This window comes from Psychrobacter sp. UBA3480 (assembly GCF_002377945.1).
Classification (GTDB): Bacteria; Pseudomonadota; Gammaproteobacteria; order Pseudomonadales; family Moraxellaceae; genus Psychrobacter.
In genome coordinates this window covers 50,930-69,889 of the sequence record NZ_DFQV01000009.1, presented here as the reverse complement: position 1 = coordinate 69,889, position 18,960 = coordinate 50,930, and the positions used below count along the sequence as shown (strand labels likewise).

Sequence of the window (18,960 nt, the reverse complement as noted above, 5' to 3'; positions counted from 1 at the left end):
TCGTCTATTACACTCACATTGTGCGCATATTGCATACATTCATTCAATAGCGTATCTTAGCAGGTTTTTGCTGGCCTGCCAGTAAGCAAAATGTCACCATTCCTACACGCCAACCGTTAAGCACCGTATTATGAATGCTCCTGATTATATTTCTGGTTTCCTACTTGGGTTATCTCTCATCATTGCTATTGGCTCTCAAAACGCCTTTGTACTCAAACAAGGTCTCAAACGCGAGCACATATTTTTTGTTTGCTTGTTTTGTGCGGTGAGCGATGCGTTTTTAATTTCAGCAGGCGTTGGTGGTTTTGGTGCAGTTACGGCCCGCTATCCTCACGTTATAGATATCGCAAAAATAGCAGGCGTTATATTTTTATTAGGGTACGGCTTGCAGAGTTTGTATGCCAGCGTACGTGTGTCACATGCTTTGACTGTCGAAGGACAAGTCGTCACTAGCTTAAAAAAAGCCTTATTACTATGCTTTGGCTTTACTTGGCTAAACCCGCACGTCTATCTAGACACATTGGTACTCGTCGGCATGGTCTCTACGGGTGCAAGCAGTAAATTGACGTTTGCCGCAGGTGCAATTAGCGCTTCGTTCTTTTTCTTCTTTGCGCTTGGGTATGGTGCGCGATTACTCAGGCCTCTATTTGAGAAGCCTAAGGCATGGAACATACTGGATGCTTTGGTAGGATTGTTAATGCTGTATCTGGCGTGGCATTTGTATCAAAGCTGATAGAAATATAACTAGGAAATGATAGATAAGCTGAGTGTTGAATAAACTGAATATCAAGTAAACAACGTATTAGATAAACCGAAACACGTTGATAACCGCTAACCGGTATATAAATATATGTGGTTAGCGGTAATATTGTATTGATCATTTACATCAAGCTAGGAAAGAGCGTACGCAGACCATTAACGATAATCTCGATAGAAACGGCTGCCAATAGCATACCCATGATTCGGCTCATGATGTTCAAGCCAGTATCGCCTAATAAGCGACTGATACGACCTGCCGCCATCAATGCCAAATAGCAAAACAGACTGATGAATAAGCCAGCAATCAAGATGGCAGATACCTGCAAAATACCTGATACTTGTGAAGAATAAATGATAACCGTGGAGATACCACCAGGCCCAATCATCATCGGAATCGCAAGGGGAACCACGGCAGCTGCCATCGAGACTGGCGCATCTTTCACATGATCAACATCGAAGTTCTCTTGATCAGGTTTAACTGGGTTACCCTCTCCATTCATCATATTTAGGGCAATTAAAAACACCAATATACCGCCTGCCAATTGGAACGAGCCGATAGAAATACCAAGTGTTTTTAGTAACGTCTCACCTGCAATCGTAAAAAAGCTGATGGTGATAAAAATGGTCAGACAAGCAACGCGCGCGACCTTACGTCGATTGTTCATCGAATAGCCGCGAGTCAAATCTAAAAATAACGTCAATGCGCTAAATGGATTGATCAATACCATAAAGGCTAGGATTATCTTGATAATTTCAGTATTCACTGAGCGCTCGCTTGTCTATTGATACCGCTTGTGCAAAAAGATAAGGTCATCGTGCGAGTGCAACGATGACCCAATAGGCAACTAAAAATAGCATTGTAGCATAGGCAGATAAGCTAATAAAATCATTAACTTTGCGCCGTTACGCCTACATGTCACCTTAGTAAAGCTTCAGTGCAAAAACAAGCATTTAACAGGTTGTTAGTAAAAGCTATCAGTATAAATTACCGATCTATTAACTCGGTGATAGCCCTTGTCATAAAATCTAGCGTATGTATCGCTATTGGTCTTTATTACGTCTGTACTTAGGCACTAAAATCCAGACCGATATCCAAAGCAGTAGTACTATGCGTCAAATAACCCATCGCGATAAAATCAACCCCTGTACTTGCTGCCGCTTGTACCGTTTCAGGCATAATACCACCTGAGGCTTCAGTCTTTGCTCGACCCTGACACATAGCAACCGCTTTCGACAACGTTTCAGGCGACATGTTGTCTAATAGCACTAAACTCACACCTGCATCGAGCGCTTGCTCTAATTGCTCTAGCGTATCGACTTCGACCTCAATAGGAATCAAATGCCCAGCAAACTTCTGTGCTTGCTGAATGGCTGTTTTTATATCACCAGCAATGGCGATATGATTGTCTTTAATTAAAATCGCATCATCTAACCCCAAGCGATGATTACGTCCGCCGCCGCAGCGTACGGCGTATTTTTGTACAATACGTAAGCCTGGAATGGTCTTACGCGTACAAGTAATTTGCGCAGGATATTGCGCCACACTATCGACAATTTGACGTGTCGCTGTCGAAATACCGCTGAGATGGGTCATAAAGTTCAGTGCCGTGCGTTCTGCTGTCAACAAGTGACGCGCGTTACCTTTTACGGTTGCTAACACTGCGCCAGCCTCTACTGTTTCTCCATCCTGTACTTGTGCAATAAACTCGATTTGTGCATCGACTAAGGCAAAAGACAAACGTGCCAAATCGATACCACATATCACGCCCGCTTGCCGCGCCTTGATCTGTAGCTGCGCTTGCATATCAGCTGGGATAGTAGCTTGTGAGGTTACATCACCACGCCTACCCAAATCTTCAGTTAGTGCATTATCAACCAATGGTTTAAGCAATACGTCATCCAATGCTGGCTCTTTTTCAATTGTCATCTTTGACCCTTATCTAGGCATGATATTGATAGAAACTGCTCGTTATTTAAACTCAAAATGAGCATAAATATAGCGTAAAGTTAGCGCCCCTGCAAGGAAAGGTGACAAATTTTTCGTTTTACAAACCGATTTAGAGACAAAACGGACTGGTTTGAAACGACTACTTGCGCTTAGGAAGTTTGCTGTCCATCAATAAACTCTGTAATTCAATATCATGACGGAAGCGATATAGCTTGGCAGGACGACCGCGCTGAGCAGTGCTACTTTCTCCTGTCTCCATTACCAAGTTTTGTGAATCAAGCAAACGACGAAAGTTTTGCTTGTGCAAGCGCACTCCTGATAATGCCTCAACACTCTGTTGCAACTGCGATAAGGTGAAGACGTCTGGCATCAGACCAAAAATAAGCGGTCTATATTCAATCTTCGCACGCAGTCTTGAGATAGCAGTAGCAATCACGCGACGGTGATCGTAATACATGGGTACACCTATGCGCTGTGACCAGTCCTCTGGCAAGGCAACAGCCTGATAATTGGGCGGATAATTAGGGGCTTCGGGTATCAGACCTGCTTCATAAAGCATCTCATAGCGTAGTAATACATGCTCTGCAATCCATTCTCTACTTTCATTATCGTGTTCGTGGACTGATTGACTGTCAGTGAGTTTACCACTTGTCAAAAACGCTTCGTCCAGCCCCCAACACAGGCCAATGCGCTGACGCCTGCGCTGTTGGACAATCGAGTCGTTGGCAGTATTGGCCCATTCGAGTAGTGCTGGCACGATAAAGTCCATAATGATACTGGGCATACCGTCCAGATGATTTTCCCATGGGAAGTAATCATACCAATCTCGCCAGAGTGCTTTGCTTTGGAGTGCTTGTATTTGCGTCTCTTGCACCAAGCCCAAATAACTCACATACACCAACGCATGACCGTCGATGTTACGTCTATTGGTATCGACAAAGGTATACAACTGTTCCAAATATCCGAGCGGTTGCTGTGTTTGCTCCTCTACCCACTGACGTACGCCCGCTTGTAGCGAGCGATGTAGCGGCATAAGTGGGCCATTTGGCAATAGCTTGCCTTGGTCAACGGTTAGAACGCGCGCGATATGATCAGTGATAGCGACCAATACGGCGACCACTTCTGTCGTGCCGCTACCTTGCTGGTGCGCATGTGAATAAGACAACGTCATGGCTTTGAGAATTATCCTTTTTTTCTGAAATGTGAAAGGCTATTGGGGTTAATAGCTATGGTATGGCTTAGTATAGCTCGAATCTAAAACTATCATAGTCTGTGGTTGTAAGTATGAAAAATCAATAACGATAAATAGTCATAAGAGGCATGAATTAGCACTATGTTTAAGCTCAATACGGCTTAATTACACATCACTTTGAGCACTAAACCTAATCTTTTGACTTATTGAGTATAAAAAACCACTTGTAATTATGCTCAAAATGAGCATAATTAAGACAACTTATAAATTTGCTATTCCCAATTATCTATTTTTTAGCTCATACATTTATCGTTATTGCACCAACAAAGGCTGCCATTATGAAAAAATATCCTTACGACGCACCTATCATGAGTACGGACAATCGCATCGCCACTCAGATGAATATTGAATATGCTAAGGCTAAAATGCCAGCAGATTTGCCTCGCGCTGAACGTATCATGGTTGAAGAAAATATCAAGAAGCTACTGAAAGAGAATAATGCCGTACTGGTAGCACACTACTATGTCGACCCTTTTATCCAAGACTTGGCATTGGCAACGGGTGGCTGCGTCGGTGACTCACTTGAAATGGCTCGGTTTGGACAAGCTCATAGCGCCCAAACATTGGTTGTCGCTGGTGTACGCTTCATGGGTGAATCAGCAAAAATATTAAGCATGGAAAAGACCGTCCTCATGCCAGATTTGGAAGCCGAGTGCTCGCTTGATTTAGGCTGCCCTGCTGATGAGTTTTCAGCATTTTGTGATGCTCATCCTGAACGTACTGTGGTCGTCTATGCCAATACCAGCGCCGCGGTAAAAGCGAGAGCTGATTGGGTAGTGACCTCATCTGTCGGTATCGACATCGTTCGTCATTTACACGCCCAAGGTGAGCCGATTATTTGGGGACCTGACCGTCATTTGGGCAAATACATCGCTCGTGAGACTGGCGCAGATATGCTGCTTTGGCAAGGGTCTTGTTTGGTACATAACGAATTTAAAGCCACTGAGCTAATGCAATTAAAAGAGGAACATCCAGAGGCCAAAGTCTTGGTACATCCTGAGTCACCTGATAGCGTGGTGGCACTCGCTGATGTGGTCGGCTCGACTAGCAAGCTTTTGCAATCAACGTATGAGATGGATGCTGATACCTTTATCGTCGCTACTGATTTGGGTATATTGCACGAGATGCAAAAACGCTCGCCAAACAAGCGATTCTTGGCCGCACCAACTGCTGGTGAAAGTGCAAGCTGTAAGAGCTGTGCGTTTTGTCCTTGGATGGCCATGAACGGTCTAAAAGGAATTGAGCAGTGCTTAACTAATCAAAGCGGTGAAGTGCTAATGACACCTGAGCTCGCGACTGCAGCAAAAAAACCATTACAACGGATGCTCGATTTTGCTGAATCACAAAAGCAACGCGTAGCCGCCAGTGGCGACATAGTAAAAGACCGTACACTGTTCGCTAACGTTGGGGCAGCCTAGCATGAGTCAGTCGTATTCAGTTGATCGTTCCAGCACTACTCGCTATAAAAATAACAGGAGCAGCAATGATATGAGTAATATTATAAAAACTGATGTTCTTATTATTGGGGCTGGTCTGGCAGGTTTGAGCACCGCACTATTTCTGCCAAAATCGCTGAATATCACTGTTTTAAGCAAAGCGGCACTTGAGGTGTGCTCAAGTCACTACGCTCAAGGTGGTATCGCAGCTAGCTTAGACAAAGCAGACTCTGTGACTGATCATGTCGCTGATACCTTAATTGCTGGTGCAGGATTGTGTGCGACGGATAATACTGCTCGTATCTTGGGTGCTGGACAGCAAGCGGTGCAGTGGTTATGCGAACAAGGTGTACCATTTACTCAATCTAATTTAACTAAAGAAAATGATAATACACCTGATTTTTCAGTCTTAACAACCAGTGACTTACACTTGACCAAAGAAGGCGGTCATGGCTGTAGACGTGTGGCTCATGCGGATGATGCAACGGGTCGGCACGTGATGGACGCATTAACCGTCAAAGCACAGACTGCGTCCAATATCACCATCTTGCCTTATCATGAAGCGTTAGAGTTACTGACTTCACCTATGATTAGCAGCTCCTCTTTTAGCATGAACGATAGCGAGATTAAACATTGCCGAGGGGCGCTGGTCTTTGATCATGTCAATGAGCGCCAACTCACCATTCATAGTGCGGCTGTTGTACTCGCTAGTGGTGGCTTAGGTCAACTATTTAAGCGTGCCAGCGCACCTAAGGTCTGTGTCGGTGATGGCGTCATGATGGCATGGCAAGCAGGCTGTCGTTTGGCAAATTTAGAATTTATTCAATTTCACCCAACGGGTCTGGCATTAGATGATAGCAGCTTTTTGATATCTGAAGCGTTACGCGGTGAAGGTGGACGACTCTATTGTCCGCAGACTGGTGTGCGCTTTATGCTAGACGTTGATGAGCGCGCTGAATTGGCGCCACGCGATATCGTCGCTCGAGCAATAGCCAATCAGATTAGTAGTAACGGACTTGGCTACGTGCATCTTGATGTCAGTCACTTGCCAGCCGCATTTATACAGGCACATTTCCCGCAAATTTATCAGACGCTGCTAGCACTCGGCGTTGATATGACCACAGATCCTATTCCAGTCGCTCCGACTGCCCACTATAGTTGTGGCGGCGTGGTGACTTGCGCCAATGGTTTGACTGATATTGCAGGGCTATATGCAGCAGGCGAAGTTGCTTATACAGGGCTGCATGGAGCCAATCGTTTAGCAAGCAATTCATTGTTGGAGTGTGTGGTGGTTGGTCGTAACATCGCCGCTAATTTGCCTCGTTACCTAACAAAATTAAAATGCTTAAAGAACTTAGAAGCTTTAGAGGAAACGGCACAGCCACATACGACTGCCTATTATGGACTGCATCAGTTAGCTGCCGATATTTGGCAATATCCGACATTAGAAAACACGCAATTTGTCATCTTGCCCCCTTCTAAGCAGTCATCGTATCCAACTTATAAGGTCGATAAGGCGTTTCATTCTGACGTAGATATTGCAGGGATAACTATAGCATTGAAAGCTCTTTTGACCGCAAATATGGGCATTACACGTAGTGCCAAACAATTAGAGCAAGCATTGCGACAAATTGAGCAGTGGCAAGAGTCAATGGAACATAATAAAACCATGCTATCTGATATGAGCAGTAACGCCCCTACTACTGACAGTGAGCTTGCCATTTTTCAATTGGTGAGGCAATTAGCGTTAGCAACGATGATTGTCCAATCGGCTTATCAGCGCTTTGAGAGTCGCGGTGGACATTATCGCGAGGATTATCCTAACTTAGCTGAAACGCCTTTAACCAGTATCATTCTGCCATTAAGAAAAACTACGCTTAGCTCCTTTTCTCACATTATAGAAAATGAGCGTTGTCCGATACCAGTTACTGACCACATTTAAACCTACGACAGATAACAGATAATAGCCAAACCCATCAAGAGGATATCTAACACTATAGTTAAAGAAGCATTTAAGCTATCATTATGGATAGGCTTAAAATATTACCTCTTCTTTGAGTGTCCATGGTATGGCTTCTGATATTGTGTTTGTGATTGCCTTGATGATAATTGTCAGCTTGGCTTGGGGTGTACTTGCCGTACCTCGTCTGCGCAAACGTTTGCCAAAAATCTACCTGATAGCCCGCTCGTGGTGGTTGATGCTAGCCGCACTCTGCACTTGCTATGTGATTGCAAAAATAACAAACGATACGCAAGGTTCTCATTTGCAAGTATATGTCTATCAATGGCTGCTCATTTTATTTTTTATATTAATTGGTTTACGCGGCAGCTACGAGATTAAACGCCTATGGTGTTTACGCAGTAAAGCCGTACTCATTCATAAACTCCAAGCGCAAGGCTTACAGCCAAGTACTCCCCTGCTACCAAAAACCTCTCTCAATCTGACTCAACACTATACGCGGCTTAACTCCTTAGACCTGCTACTGAGTATTGCATTCATCTCACTCATTATTAGTCTTATTGTCTTACAGCAATTGACCTGGCAACGCGAACAATATGGCGTTTTACTCTTCGTATTATTTGCCAGTCAGTTCAACGATATTGCCCAATATCTATGTGGAAGACTGCTTGGACGTAAGCTGTTTAAACGAGGTCTAGCGCCGACTATTAGCCCGAATAAAAGCATTGAAGGTGCTATCTTTGGCAGTTTAGTTGCGGCAATGTTGGCAGCAGTATTAGGTCTTTGGCTCACCCCTTTTGATTGGTGGATCTGTCTATTAGCTGCCTATGGCTTGGCTGTAAGCGGTATATTTGGAGACTTATTAGAATCAGCCTTTAAGCGCCAGCACGGGGTAAAAGACACTGGAACGATGCTCGCTGGTCATGGTGGGGTGTTAGATCGGATAGACAGTTTACTGATTGGAGTGCCAGCATTTACTCTACTCTACTGGTTATTTGGTTAAATACAATCAAAGCACAGATAGCAGAGTCATTTGGCTTTATCCAGTTTACTGCGCAATATCCAATTGAGCACAGGCTTAGGTAAATAATTTAAGGCACTCGTGATATAGCGCATTGAGCGTGGAAATATCGCTAGTTCTATATTATCGTCAATCGCTTGCATAATATGATCAACCGCTGCTTGCGTGCTCATGATAAATGGCTTATGGCTAGCATCGCCATCGTTTAAATCACGTAGTGCTTGAGTATTGATATAGCCTGAGGCAATACAGTTTACTTGGATGTTATAAGGTATAAGTGCTGCTCGATAAGCGCTAGCCGTAGCAATCATTGCACGCTTGCTTTTTGCATATAGACTGGCATAAGGATAATCTATCGTGCCTGCGATAGAGGCAATACAGATGAGGCTAGGTCTATCACCTTTAGTCATATCTAATGCCTGACATGACTGTTTTAACTGCTGCTTTAACTGACTGCTTGCCCATCTAAAAACTTGCTCAAACGCCTGTAAGTTAATCACTAACATCTGGTCGCTATCTGCTTGATTTAAGTGATGGATACGCTCATTGGTGTAACTACCCGCACTATAGATCAGCCTTTGAAATGGAATACCTGACAAATTGTCTAATAACGTTTGCGTTTGATTTGGGTCAGTTAAGTCGCATACATAAGTCACAATAGCAGGATGTAAGCTGTTGATATCGGCTATCTTTACTGCGCTACTTCCAACAACGCTTACTTGCCAGCCGAGCATCTGATGATGCAACGCCAAAGCTAAGCCAATGCCACTTGTACCACCAACGATAATGATATGCGGCGCATGGTTTTTAGTGATACCTTTTGCGAGGTTTTTCATAATTTATGCTGCTGTATATAAACGGCTGTGCGCTGATAGCCATATTGCCATTGCGCCTGCATTTTCTGCACAAAACCGTCATAGTCGCTATGTATTAGCTCAACGGTCATTTGCTTTAGGTTAAAACGCTTTTGCACATTTTGCCCTCTCAGTTGCTGCTCATTATCTGCAAAGGGTAACCAATGTAGCTGATAGTTTTTATTAGTGGTGTCAGTGCGAGGCGACACGCTGATTGTTTGATAACCGTGTACTGCTGCTAATCGCCTATTGGGATCAAAACCAAAAACGCGCTGAATCGCGGGAGCAGCCAGCCATGAATCATAACCTGCCTTGGTCTCTGCAAATACGCTGTTACCCAACTGACAGGCTAGCTCAATCGGTGTCAGATTGATCACCCCACCTAAGCACCAGCCAAGCTCTGTGATATGTGTTGGCGGTAGATAGTACATGTCAGCCATAGACGCGCGAATCACTGGGGCAAAATCCCATTGTGTTTCTACCTTTACGGACGGGTGTATGCGTCCGTTTGCAAATGTGTGCGCTGGTGATGTTATTTGCTCGTCAGCCAGACCTAATATAGAATCTGGCAAACTTGCTAAGCACGGCGGCGCAAATAACAACTCTTGCAGTACAGTTTTTTTATTACATAAGCCATCAGCAGGTGCTTGATACAATCGACTGGCAATGATGGCTATCTCTGGCGTTGCTTTATCAGTATTGCTAATATCATTATTACTAGTAGCAAACTGCGACAGTTCATCTAGCCAATACTGCTCGTTATCGATACGAAACATTGCCAACTGCTGTAGCTCATTTAACAGTCGCTCGTAGCTGTCTGCTTGACGTTGTCCTTGTCCGTTATCCCTTTGCTTTGATAACCGCCAACGTTTGAGTGCATGGGTCATATAACGCAGCTTTAGACGTTTATTGGCTTCATCTGGCGCAACATGTCTGATCGCAGTGATGACACGATACAACTCACGGCTGCACATCAACGCTTGCAAATCTTTAGGGTCAGGCGCAAGTTGTACTAAGTAAGCAGACAAACTACCACCGCAAGTACCAACGATAATATCTGGCGTCAAATCATGCGCTGCTAGTGCTGCATAACTGCCCAAATAGTAACCAAAACGTGACCCTCCCCCTGAAAACAGCTGAACACGCTTATAAGGCTTAACCTGCTGATTATTCATTTATCACTCATCATCAGCTGGTACAGTTTTAATCGCTAATGACACGGTAAATATCCCAAAGCGATCGATACGCATGGCAACCTTTTTAAAACCTGCACGCTCAACCAGTTGATCCATCTCCGCTTGCGAGCGACAGCGCATCACCCAACTACTACCACGGTGATTGTTTAATGTTTTACTGATAAATTCCTGTTCAGGGTGCCACGGTTGGTTGGTATAAATTAGATAACCGCCCGATTTTAAACTGTCATAAATACCCGCTAAGGCTGTCGCTGGTAGCGCATTATCAGAGAAAAGTTCAAATAACCCTGAAGCAATAGCAAGATCTGATTTTTTAGTATCGGTACTAGTGTCATTCGTATCTGCATCGATATAACTGGCAGGATCAAAGGCATCCGTTTGACTGGTCACGACTCGACTGCTCATGGCCAAACGCTCCGCCTTTGCTTGCAATGCCTGTATATTATGCATCTCATAATCACGTAATTCAGCATGTAATTCTGTAAACTCTGTCAGCAGATCAAATGCATAAAAACCATGTCCACTAGCGATATCTAACAGTTTTGGTTGGTATGACTCAATGCTACTTTGGTTTTTATCTTCGATATCTGCAAGTGCTAAGCGTGCCAACTCCAATATATGCTCACGGCGAATACGAATACCTTGCCAACCGATATTATTTAAATAAAACCTATCAACTGCTTGTCCAAACTTATTCTGACCGCTAGGCTTGTTGTAATAGACATGATCCAGTGAATGACCTGAATCAAATCCATGCTCAAGCCCTGTCGCAATCGCATCGCTGACATGACCAAACTTCTGCATCGCAAAACGGGTAATTGCAAAGTTTGGATTGAATGGTTTAATCGCCAAACGATCCACTTTATCTTTACTAGCACTATTTAAGTGAGCCGTACTCAAATCAGGTGCTTGGACTGGTGCGCTAAATACTTGCTCAGCAAACTCAATACAGTCGGCGAATACATCGGCTTTATTGGTCTCATGAAAAATTGCATGATAGCTATCTGGATACAACTGCCAGCGTTTGGTCGGTGTGTTAATCGCTTCATAAAAGGTGCGCTCAGCCTGTTTATCGACCACATAATCCTTACCCGCGCATAAGACAAACGTCGGTACGGTGATAGCACCAGCATCATCGAGTAGACGCTGACCCGTTGCATGGGTATCAATGAGTAAATCGGTCGAGATACTGTTGGAGATTAACGGATCAGCATTGTAGGCTTGCTGCGCGTCTTTATCATGGGTCAGTACTTGTGCTTTAACGTAGCTGCTGACACGTGACATCAGACCTAGCGTACGCGCCACCTTCAATGACGGTATGGCAAAGGGCAAATACAAGCGAATACTGAGCGCAGGCGTGCCAAGTATCATGCCGCGAATATTAGGCGCATAATCATGTACCCATGCTGCTGCCAATACCGCGCCGATACTGCTAGCGACAATCAATGTATCTTCGATAGCAATACCTGTTTGCCCAATCACCAGTTGTACGAAACCTTCTAAATCTCGCTCAAGCTCGGTAACGCTCTCAGCATGATCTTTGATACCCCCTGAACGCCCATTACCACGCGCATCCCAAGCAAACACTTGATAGCCAGCTTTTGCAAACTGCTCTCCCAGCTCTGCCAATCGTCCCGAATGCTCATGTCCTCGGTGCAATAAGATAACTTGGCGCAACGGTTGGTTGGCTTGCTTGATATCTTCTAAAGGCGTCGTTAGCCAATAGCGATAATAAATAGCCGTGCCATCATAAGCGTTATGACAGCTTTCACCATTGATGATTTTAGATGCAGGCAAGTCAAAACCCGTATCATTTTTTGCGATTGTTTTTTGATCACTGCGTTGATCATTAGGTTGATCATTGCTAGGTGTGACGGGCATCGTATTGGACTCCGAAAAGGAAGTTTGAATAGTAGAATTTGATACTGACACATTCAATATTGAAACATTTAATAGAGAACTATCGCAGGATAGCTTATTAAGCTTACTAGGCTCAGTATGATGGCCAATGACAGAAACAGTTTTATCTGGCCGCAGCTGAGGTGGATTACGCATCAAGTATAACTCTGTCATATAACGTAGTCGATTGAGACAAGTCTTTAGTAGCATCACCTCTGTTAATATAAATAATTGACCCATTCTGACAGGAAGCGAAGACGTCTGCATTTTAATACCGACTGGCACTTTGGCTCTGCTACCCATAAAGGCACCAAGCACCCCTAATAGGAAGGCGCGGTCGCTTTTGCCCAAAGGCCCTTGGTTAGCACGAACACCTAACATGGTATTACTAGTAACGCCCAACAGCTCGGTGCCAATACTAAGGGCTATCAGAGCAGTGATATGATGCTGAGAAGTTGATATATTCGTTAGCAAGTTGGCTATTACCGTTTGCCGTTCTTTGTTATTGATATGAGGGGTCAGGATATGAGGGGTCAGGCTCGCTAATAGCGCCGTATCGGCAACCATATCACCTACCTCGTTTAACACGGCTCCTAGCGTTGATGCCTGGCCATGTTCACGGGCCATCATGCCATCGATGGCATTGAGTGCCATACGTACAAACAATGATAATGGTAATAAAAGCCACAGCCGCTGCTGTTCAGCCGCTGGTTTGGCAATGATATAGGCAGTACCGATACTTAATAAAACAGCGGATACCGTCACTTGGTTAGCGGTAATATTTTGCTCAACCAGCGTATTGCTTATCGGGCGTAGCTGATTTTGAAACTGAGTTTTGAGCTGATATAGCGACATGAGTCTAGCCAAATATTTCCAGTACTTTAATGTAGCAACAAAAGTTTGTAAGGTAAAGAATTACAAAGCGCTCAAAAACGTTCAAACATTTTTAAAAAGATATTTATTAACATCATTATAATCGTCTAATTTTTCCATTTTAGTCAACAATGAGCGATGATTTGCAATGAATCTCAGTAGCTCATATCAATACTGCTAACCTTATATGGTACAATCTTCAGCTTCTTAAAAACGCCTTATTAAAAATGCTGCGAGCCCTTTATCATGGAAAGCCTAGTCACCCTTGTTCTGGTATTAATGCCAATGTTTATTGGCTTTGCCATTCCGTCTAACCCTACTATGACAAAAGTGGCCGACAAAGGTCTATCATACTTGGTATTTATCATCCTAGCGTTGATTGGTATTGAGCTGTCACAGGTAGAAGGTCTAGGCAATCAGCTGGGTGAAATTGCACTGTATGTCACTGTATTATCAATACTGACAATTGGCACGGGATTGTTTGCGCTTATGGTGTTTGACCATCTGCGTCCGTGGCATGCCAAGAAACCAAGTGTAAAATCTAAAGAGCATCGGGTGAGCATTCGCGGTAGCTTGGCGCAAGTGGTTTGTGTGGTAATTGGGATGGTGATTGGCTATTTCTTGCCTGCTGATTATATGCCGCCTGAAAACTCTATGACCGTCATGCTAATGATTTTGATATTATTGGTCGGTATAGGCTTAAAAGGATCGGGCATCACCTTAAAAGAAGTATTACTGAATAAACGCGGCGTAGAAATGAGTATCATCTTTACGTTAGCGGTATTGGCAGGCGGGCTTATCTTTGCGCTACTATTTACGGATGTGTCATGGACGAAAGGCTTAGCACTATCGTCAGGGTTTGGTTGGTACTCGCTATCAGCGATTGTCATGACCGATGCTTATGGCGCGGTTTGGGGTAGTGTCGCGTTGTTTAATGACTTGGTACGTGAGTTCTTTGCATTAATCTTTATTCCGGTATTTATGCGTAAATACCCTTCCGCTGCGGTTGGGCTTGGCGGCGCGACCAGCTTAGACTTTACCTTGCCTATCATTCAGCAGTCAGGTGGTCTAAAAGTCGTGCCACTAGCGATTAGCTTTGGCTTCCTAATTAACATTGTCTCGCCAGTGCTGATGGTCTTCTTTTCGGCGCTTGGGTAAGCTATATTTTGTAGATCAGCTTATTCGTATTTGATATTACGATTATTTTATTACTAACCATCTGTTTAACTAGCTTATCAATTGCTTTAGTATCCTCATTACGTAGATAGCTTTTAAGATAGTTTATTAAGCTTGACTTTTTGGATGGTCGAGTACCTGCTGGTCTACTTTTTAGCTGTGCTATTGCACGTTGATATGTTGTAGCAGAGTCTTTGCTATTCTTATTATCATCTTGTGAAACTTTACTCGAATTTCCTTTGACATTATTGAAAGGTGAGTAATAGATAGCTTTGTTATCCTGTTTTATTATTTCCTTCTTTTTGAGGTAATTTATAACTAAATCAATTTGATCCTGACTATTTGCTTGGCGATAACTTGCAAGTTTTTGCTTGATCACATTATTCAATCCATCAATTTCTTTTGCCTTACTTCGTAAAACTTGATCAGTGACTAAATCTAATATTCCTTGACTGTCTACTTTATAACTTAGTTTTTCTCCATTTTCATCAAGTCTAATAAGTCCTGCTTTGATAAATTTTCCAAAAACCTGTTCAAAAATATAATCTTGCTCAGTACTATTAAATCTCTCTAGTACTGTCACTGGAACGTACTTCTTTATCGAGTACAATAGGTTGGATTTATAGCTCGGTAAAAAAACCTTACGATTGACAATGCTATCAAAAACCAATACGTAACACTCATGTATAACCGATTTGGGAACGCTTCCTTCAAGGCTTTGCGCTAAAGATTTCTTATTGTCCATGGCAACGCTAGTAACGTCATCACACAAAACATTATGACTGTCTTCGATGACAAGTTGGCTTTTTTTTATATCTAATGCATTTTCTATGTTTGACTCGTAAGCCACAGTTAGCTGATTAGCATTTTCTAACCGCATGATACTCATACCATCATAAGCACTATTGAGATGCTCAACCAAGATATCATAACCACTATCTCTTGCTAAAATACAAACATCAGCACTAGGATCAATTTCAGAGATTTTGCCAAGATAAAAAGACAAGTAAAAATCTAGCGCATTCTTCCCTGCATGTTGCATCTTAATAATGTGCACATTTTCATTATCAAACCTGAGCAAGTTTTCAACCAATTCAAGAGATAAACTCTTCTGCTGATTGATACCCAAAAACAGCCATACATGGCATTCATCCACCTCTACATTATCGAAGCTTTTAGGCTGAATGTTTTCATAATCAATTAAAATATGCTTCATCAAAATATTCTTATCATTTAATAAAAGTTACGATTACTTATACCCCACTCGCCTGCTTAGCAAACAAACGCATTAATGGCTTGATTTTGCTTACTCGGTACATGCCTTCATTACGTATCTGCTGCACGGGACGCACTTGTGCAAGCGACCCTGCAAATAACCAGTTAAGCGCAGAAAAGCTGTGCATCATTAGGCTATTATGCGGACGGCGCGAACGCTCATAATGACGTAGCGTTTGATTACTGCCCCAAAGCGTACCGCCACTACGTGTAAAGTCATGCGCTAATTGCTCACATAATACTTTCACATCGAGCATACCGAGGTTCAGTCCTTGACCTGCCAGCGGATGTACGCCATGAGCAGCGTCACCGATCAGCACCAAGTTATCAGCCACGTAGCTTTTCGATTGCTGTGCCGCTAATGGAAAACTAGCGATAGACTCAATCTGATCAATCGCACCTAGCTCGTAATTGCTGGCAGCTGCTAATTTATCAGCAATAAAACGATCTTCTTCCTCTATCAATGCCAATGCTTGATTGCGCGGCAATGTCCATACGATCGACTGCCAATGCTGCGGATTTGTCTTATCAGCATCGGTTATATCTGCTAATGGCAATAGTGCCAACGTACCTGTTGGTAGCATGGCTTGGCGTGCAGTTGCCTGATGCGGTTTCTCAGTCTGAATCGCACAGCAGATGGCAGTTTGGTTATAGTCAAGCGTATCTACGCCAATGCCTGCTTGCCGACGGACAAATGAACCGCGCCCATCAGCGCCAACTAATAGACGCGCATCAATCGCTTCGCCATTGTCCAGAGTGACACGGTAGCCTTGCTGCGCCCCTAGCCAATCCATATTGACAACTTTGTGACCAGCGATAAGGGTCAGATAGTCACTAACATCAGCTTCGTGCAAGCGTTGCCATAGTGCGTGCTCGATAACAGCAGGCTCTACCATACTACCTAATAATGTAGGCTCATGATTGTTACTACTATTATCCTCGGCGCCAATATCTTCACTTTCGCCAAATAATAACTCACCCATACCATTGAGCTGCCATACCTGCATTTGCGAGTAATCAGCCTTACGCTCAGAGCTAGCAATCTTTTGCCAAGCGCCAATATCATTGAGCAAATTAATACTAGCCATACTGAGTGCATAGACACGTGCATCACGTTTACTAAGTACATGTTGCCAAGCTGATTCATCACGCTCAGGACGAGCATCAATCAACGTCACCGGCATTTTTTCCTGTGCCAGCTTTAGAGCAAGCGTTGCCCCAACGATACCGCTACCGATAATCAGCGTATGGTTGTTTTTCATAAGGTGTCTCTCAATATTATTCAATATTAGAATGCTTATTATCAATCTTGATTACAGTTAGTTGATTCAGTTTAAAAGAGAGACGAGGCAACCGAGTGCAGATGTATAGGCAATACTTCAAGCGAGGTTAACGCTGTCACTCTTTTAAAGATGATTAATATAGCGCTATGATTTTAGACCCATCGCATAAGTGGCGACTAGTGGCTTGATATTTGGCAATTTATCAAAGGCCAACAACGCCATATTTCGCGCTAGCTTAATCGCTGGGTTAGGATGCGTGAAGCCGTGTACTACCGCATCACAAAAACGAATAACTCGCTTCTGGTCGGTTTGACGTGCTTTTTCATAACGCTTTAATAACTGTGTATCACCGATATCTGCGCCTTTGAGCACTTGTGAACTCATCATTTGTGCCAGCACATGTGCATCTCGCATACAGAGATTAAACCCTTGACCAGCGACAGGGTGTAAGGTATGAGCGGCATTGCCCATAATGACGCAGCGCCCTTCTACTTGCTTATTCGCTAGTACGCGGGTCAATGGATAGGCGCCGCGGCGACCAGCAGCGATAAACTTGCCAGCGCGTTGACCGAAAGCTTGCTGTAGCGTCTGCAAGAAATGGGCGTCGTTTTCTAAATATCTGGTTTCTTCACCTGTTGGGCATACCCATACGACAGAGCGTCTGTAACCCTGTTGATACTCATCATTGCCATCGCCTTCTGGATCAGTCAATGGGAGCACGGCAAGCGGGCCAGCTGGACTAAAACGCTCAATCGCTGCATGCTCGTGTGGCGTATCTGTCTCTACTACGCCGACGATGGCCGTTTGCTGATAGTCATACGTAGTTGTACCGATATCTAGCAATTGTCGTACCGTAGAGTCGCGCCCATCACAAGCGACTAATACGCTAGCTTGTAGCTGCTGCTCGTTTTCGGCTTCATCGTTGTAATTAAAGCTAAGTGTCACACTATCGGCCTGCTGCTGGACAGTCGTCACATTGGCATTATCTATCAAGGTAATTAGTGGCTCTTGCTGTGCGGCTAATAAAAGTTTACGACCCAGCCAAGCGTTTTCGATGACTTGCCCAAATGACTCGACCTTTTCCTCTGCTTTATTTAGCTGCGCACGCCCAAAACTGCCTTGCTCACTAATCTGTACGGTGTCAATACGGCAGGCATGGCTCTGTAATTCATCCCACAGGCCAATCTTTTGATATATCTGTACCGTGCGCCGTGATAACGCCGTATTGCGACTGTCTAAATAATGGCTGCGAGTCCTATCATCCGTTGGACTGATGGTTGGATAGCTGTTTTTTTCTAATAAGGTGCTCGCAATACCGTGATGGGCCAATAGCAATGCAAAGGACAACCCAACATGACCACCACCTGCGATAAGCACTTGCTGGTTAGTTATCGCTTCTTTGTTTTTAGAGATGCTGTCGAACTTTTTAGGTATGCTGTCAGCATTGGATAAATGTGAATCAGTATCTTGCATCGTTATTTTCCTAGTATAATTTTTTGGACAAGCAGTTTATTTATGATAGATAGCCGCTCGTCACTGACTTTATTTTATAATTTTTATCATGTCACTACTGTTGTTAGATAGGTTGCAGCAAACTATGGTATTGCCCATAGATTACCACAAATTGTCTATTCTGCCGTGGTCTTAACCGTAGACAAATCGTTTCTCCACTATCATCGTAAACGAGATTTATATTTATAAAACTCGAAAATCTTAATCTTATTAAAGCACTATCATATGGTGGGTAGCGATGAATTATATAGAACTGATAGCAACATCGAATCAATCTATAGAAAATCGCTGTAGCAGTTGCAATCCGCATACAAAAACAGCGTTATCTATCTGATGTATGGCTTGAAATTTAAAAATTCTCTACCATAATGAAGGCAAGACTTTCATTACTTTCATTTACCACCTTCCACAAAAACAACAATAATAACGCCGTCATTTTTATCATCTACAATCTTTGTATCACCTAAACACTGTAACGCCACTAACTATTTTATCTCTGCAACCCGCTACGCAATT

Annotated in this window: 14 protein-coding genes; 5 read left to right on the top strand and 9 right to left on the bottom strand. The window is 43.5% G+C overall.

All coding sequences use genetic code 11. From position 1 onward, the window contains the following. The first annotated feature begins 130 nt into the window (after window positions 1-130). Window positions 131-733, top strand: coding sequence for a LysE/ArgO family amino acid transporter (locus B2863_RS02995; protein ID WP_101206238.1), 603 nt, complete (start codon window positions 131-133; stop codon window positions 731-733). Between the two features lie 148 nt (window positions 734-881). Here the strand turns inward: B2863_RS02995 and B2863_RS02990 are convergent, their stop codons facing one another. The 3 genes from B2863_RS02990 to B2863_RS02980 form a co-directional block, all read right to left on the bottom strand. Beyond that, window positions 882-1,523, bottom strand: a complete 642-nt coding sequence (locus B2863_RS02990; protein WP_082624565.1) for a MarC family protein — start codon at window positions 1,521-1,523, stop codon at window positions 882-884. Window positions 1,524-1,825: 302 nt separating this feature from the next. Next, window positions 1,826-2,686, bottom strand: coding sequence for a carboxylating nicotinate-nucleotide diphosphorylase (gene nadC / locus B2863_RS02985; RefSeq protein WP_296207407.1), 861 nt, complete (start codon window positions 2,684-2,686; stop codon window positions 1,826-1,828). 160 nt (window positions 2,687-2,846) lie between these two features. After that, window positions 2,847-3,878: an NUDIX hydrolase gene (locus B2863_RS02980; RefSeq protein WP_296207406.1), complete on the bottom strand. Its 1,032-nt coding sequence runs from the start codon at window positions 3,876-3,878 to the stop codon at window positions 2,847-2,849. A 359-nt stretch (window positions 3,879-4,237) separates the two neighbouring features. Between B2863_RS02980 and nadA the strand changes: the two genes are divergently transcribed. From nadA to B2863_RS02965, 3 genes are all read left to right on the top strand, one after another. Then, entirely contained in the window at window positions 4,238-5,377 is a 1,140-nt protein-coding gene (gene nadA / locus B2863_RS02975) for a quinolinate synthase NadA (RefSeq protein ID WP_296207404.1), read from the top strand. Window positions 5,378-5,447: 70 nt separating this feature from the next. Then, window positions 5,448-7,337 (top strand): L-aspartate oxidase, encoded by a 1,890-nt coding sequence (gene nadB / locus B2863_RS02970; protein ID WP_296207402.1) that lies wholly within the window; start codon window positions 5,448-5,450, stop codon window positions 7,335-7,337. Window positions 7,338-7,464: 127 nt separating this feature from the next. Further along, window positions 7,465-8,358, top strand: a complete 894-nt coding sequence (locus B2863_RS02965; RefSeq protein WP_296207400.1) for a phosphatidate cytidylyltransferase — start codon at window positions 7,465-7,467, stop codon at window positions 8,356-8,358. A 26-nt stretch (window positions 8,359-8,384) separates the two neighbouring features. On the opposite strand, the gene B2863_RS02960 is transcribed toward B2863_RS02965, so the two are convergent. Genes B2863_RS02960 through B2863_RS02950 form a run of 3 tightly spaced genes read right to left on the bottom strand, consistent with a single transcriptional unit; the run spans window position 8,385 to window position 13,180 of the window. Next, on the bottom strand, window positions 8,385-9,212 hold the full coding sequence (locus B2863_RS02960) for an SDR family NAD(P)-dependent oxidoreductase (protein ID WP_296207399.1): 828 nt from the start codon (window positions 9,210-9,212) through the stop codon (window positions 8,385-8,387). After that, window positions 9,209-10,405 (bottom strand): patatin-like phospholipase family protein, encoded by a 1,197-nt coding sequence (locus B2863_RS02955; RefSeq protein WP_296207398.1) that lies wholly within the window; start codon window positions 10,403-10,405, stop codon window positions 9,209-9,211. Before B2863_RS02955 ends, B2863_RS02960 begins: the two co-directional genes overlap by 4 nt. A 3-nt stretch (window positions 10,406-10,408) precedes the next feature. Beyond that, window positions 10,409-13,180, bottom strand: coding sequence for an alpha/beta fold hydrolase (locus tag B2863_RS02950; RefSeq protein WP_296207397.1), 2,772 nt, complete (start codon window positions 13,178-13,180; stop codon window positions 10,409-10,411). A 264-nt stretch (window positions 13,181-13,444) separates the two neighbouring features. Here B2863_RS02950 and B2863_RS02945 point away from each other — a divergent pair, with 264 nt between their 5' ends. Next, window positions 13,445-14,356: a lysine exporter LysO family protein gene (locus B2863_RS02945; protein WP_296207396.1), complete on the top strand. Its 912-nt coding sequence runs from the start codon at window positions 13,445-13,447 to the stop codon at window positions 14,354-14,356. 1 nt (window position 14,357) lies between these two features. Here the strand turns inward: B2863_RS02945 and B2863_RS02940 are convergent, their stop codons facing one another. From B2863_RS02940 to B2863_RS02930, 3 genes are all read right to left on the bottom strand, one after another. Next, the gene (locus B2863_RS02940) at window positions 14,358-15,590 is read right to left on the bottom strand and encodes a PIN domain-containing protein (RefSeq protein WP_296207395.1); all 1,233 of its coding nucleotides are present in this window, start codon (window positions 15,588-15,590) and stop codon (window positions 14,358-14,360) included. A gap of 37 nt (window positions 15,591-15,627) precedes the next feature. Then, window positions 15,628-16,911 carry an FAD-dependent monooxygenase gene (locus tag B2863_RS02935; protein ID WP_296207393.1) on the bottom strand — a complete coding sequence of 428 codons (1,284 nt, stop codon included), beginning with the start codon at window positions 16,909-16,911 and terminating at the stop codon, window positions 15,628-15,630. A gap of 165 nt (window positions 16,912-17,076) precedes the next feature. Continuing rightward, window positions 17,077-18,405, bottom strand: coding sequence for a UbiH/UbiF/VisC/COQ6 family ubiquinone biosynthesis hydroxylase (locus tag B2863_RS02930; protein WP_296207390.1), 1,329 nt, complete (start codon window positions 18,403-18,405; stop codon window positions 17,077-17,079). Window positions 18,406-18,960 lie beyond the last annotated feature (555 nt).

What these genes read in the sequence shown, in the direction of transcription:
- B2863_RS02995 (WP_101206238.1), top strand. Translation starts at nt 131, where the DNA reads ATGAATGCTCCTGATTATATTTCTGGTTTCCTACTTGGGTTATCTCTC.
- nadC (WP_296207407.1), bottom strand. Translation starts at nt 2,686, where the DNA reads ATGACAATTGAAAAAGAGCCAGCATTGGATGACGTATTGCTTAAACCA.
- B2863_RS02980 (WP_296207406.1), bottom strand. Translation starts at nt 3,878, where the DNA reads ATGACGTTGTCTTATTCACATGCGCACCAGCAAGGTAGCGGCACGACA.
- nadA (WP_296207404.1), top strand. Translation starts at nt 4,238, where the DNA reads ATGAAAAAATATCCTTACGACGCACCTATCATGAGTACGGACAATCGC.
- nadB (WP_296207402.1), top strand. Translation starts at nt 5,448, where the DNA reads ATGAGTAATATTATAAAAACTGATGTTCTTATTATTGGGGCTGGTCTG.
- B2863_RS02965 (WP_296207400.1), top strand. Translation starts at nt 7,465, where the DNA reads ATGGCTTCTGATATTGTGTTTGTGATTGCCTTGATGATAATTGTCAGC.
- B2863_RS02960 (WP_296207399.1), bottom strand. Translation starts at nt 9,212, where the DNA reads ATGAAAAACCTCGCAAAAGGTATCACTAAAAACCATGCGCCGCATATC.
- B2863_RS02955 (WP_296207398.1), bottom strand. Translation starts at nt 10,405, where the DNA reads ATGAATAATCAGCAGGTTAAGCCTTATAAGCGTGTTCAGCTGTTTTCA.
- B2863_RS02950 (WP_296207397.1), bottom strand. Translation starts at nt 13,180, where the DNA reads ATGTCGCTATATCAGCTCAAAACTCAGTTTCAAAATCAGCTACGCCCG.
- B2863_RS02945 (WP_296207396.1), top strand. Translation starts at nt 13,445, where the DNA reads ATGGAAAGCCTAGTCACCCTTGTTCTGGTATTAATGCCAATGTTTATT.
- B2863_RS02940 (WP_296207395.1), bottom strand. Translation starts at nt 15,590, where the DNA reads ATGAAGCATATTTTAATTGATTATGAAAACATTCAGCCTAAAAGCTTC.
- B2863_RS02935 (WP_296207393.1), bottom strand. Translation starts at nt 16,911, where the DNA reads ATGAAAAACAACCATACGCTGATTATCGGTAGCGGTATCGTTGGGGCA.
- B2863_RS02930 (WP_296207390.1), bottom strand. Translation starts at nt 18,405, where the DNA reads ATGCAAGATACTGATTCACATTTATCCAATGCTGACAGCATACCTAAA.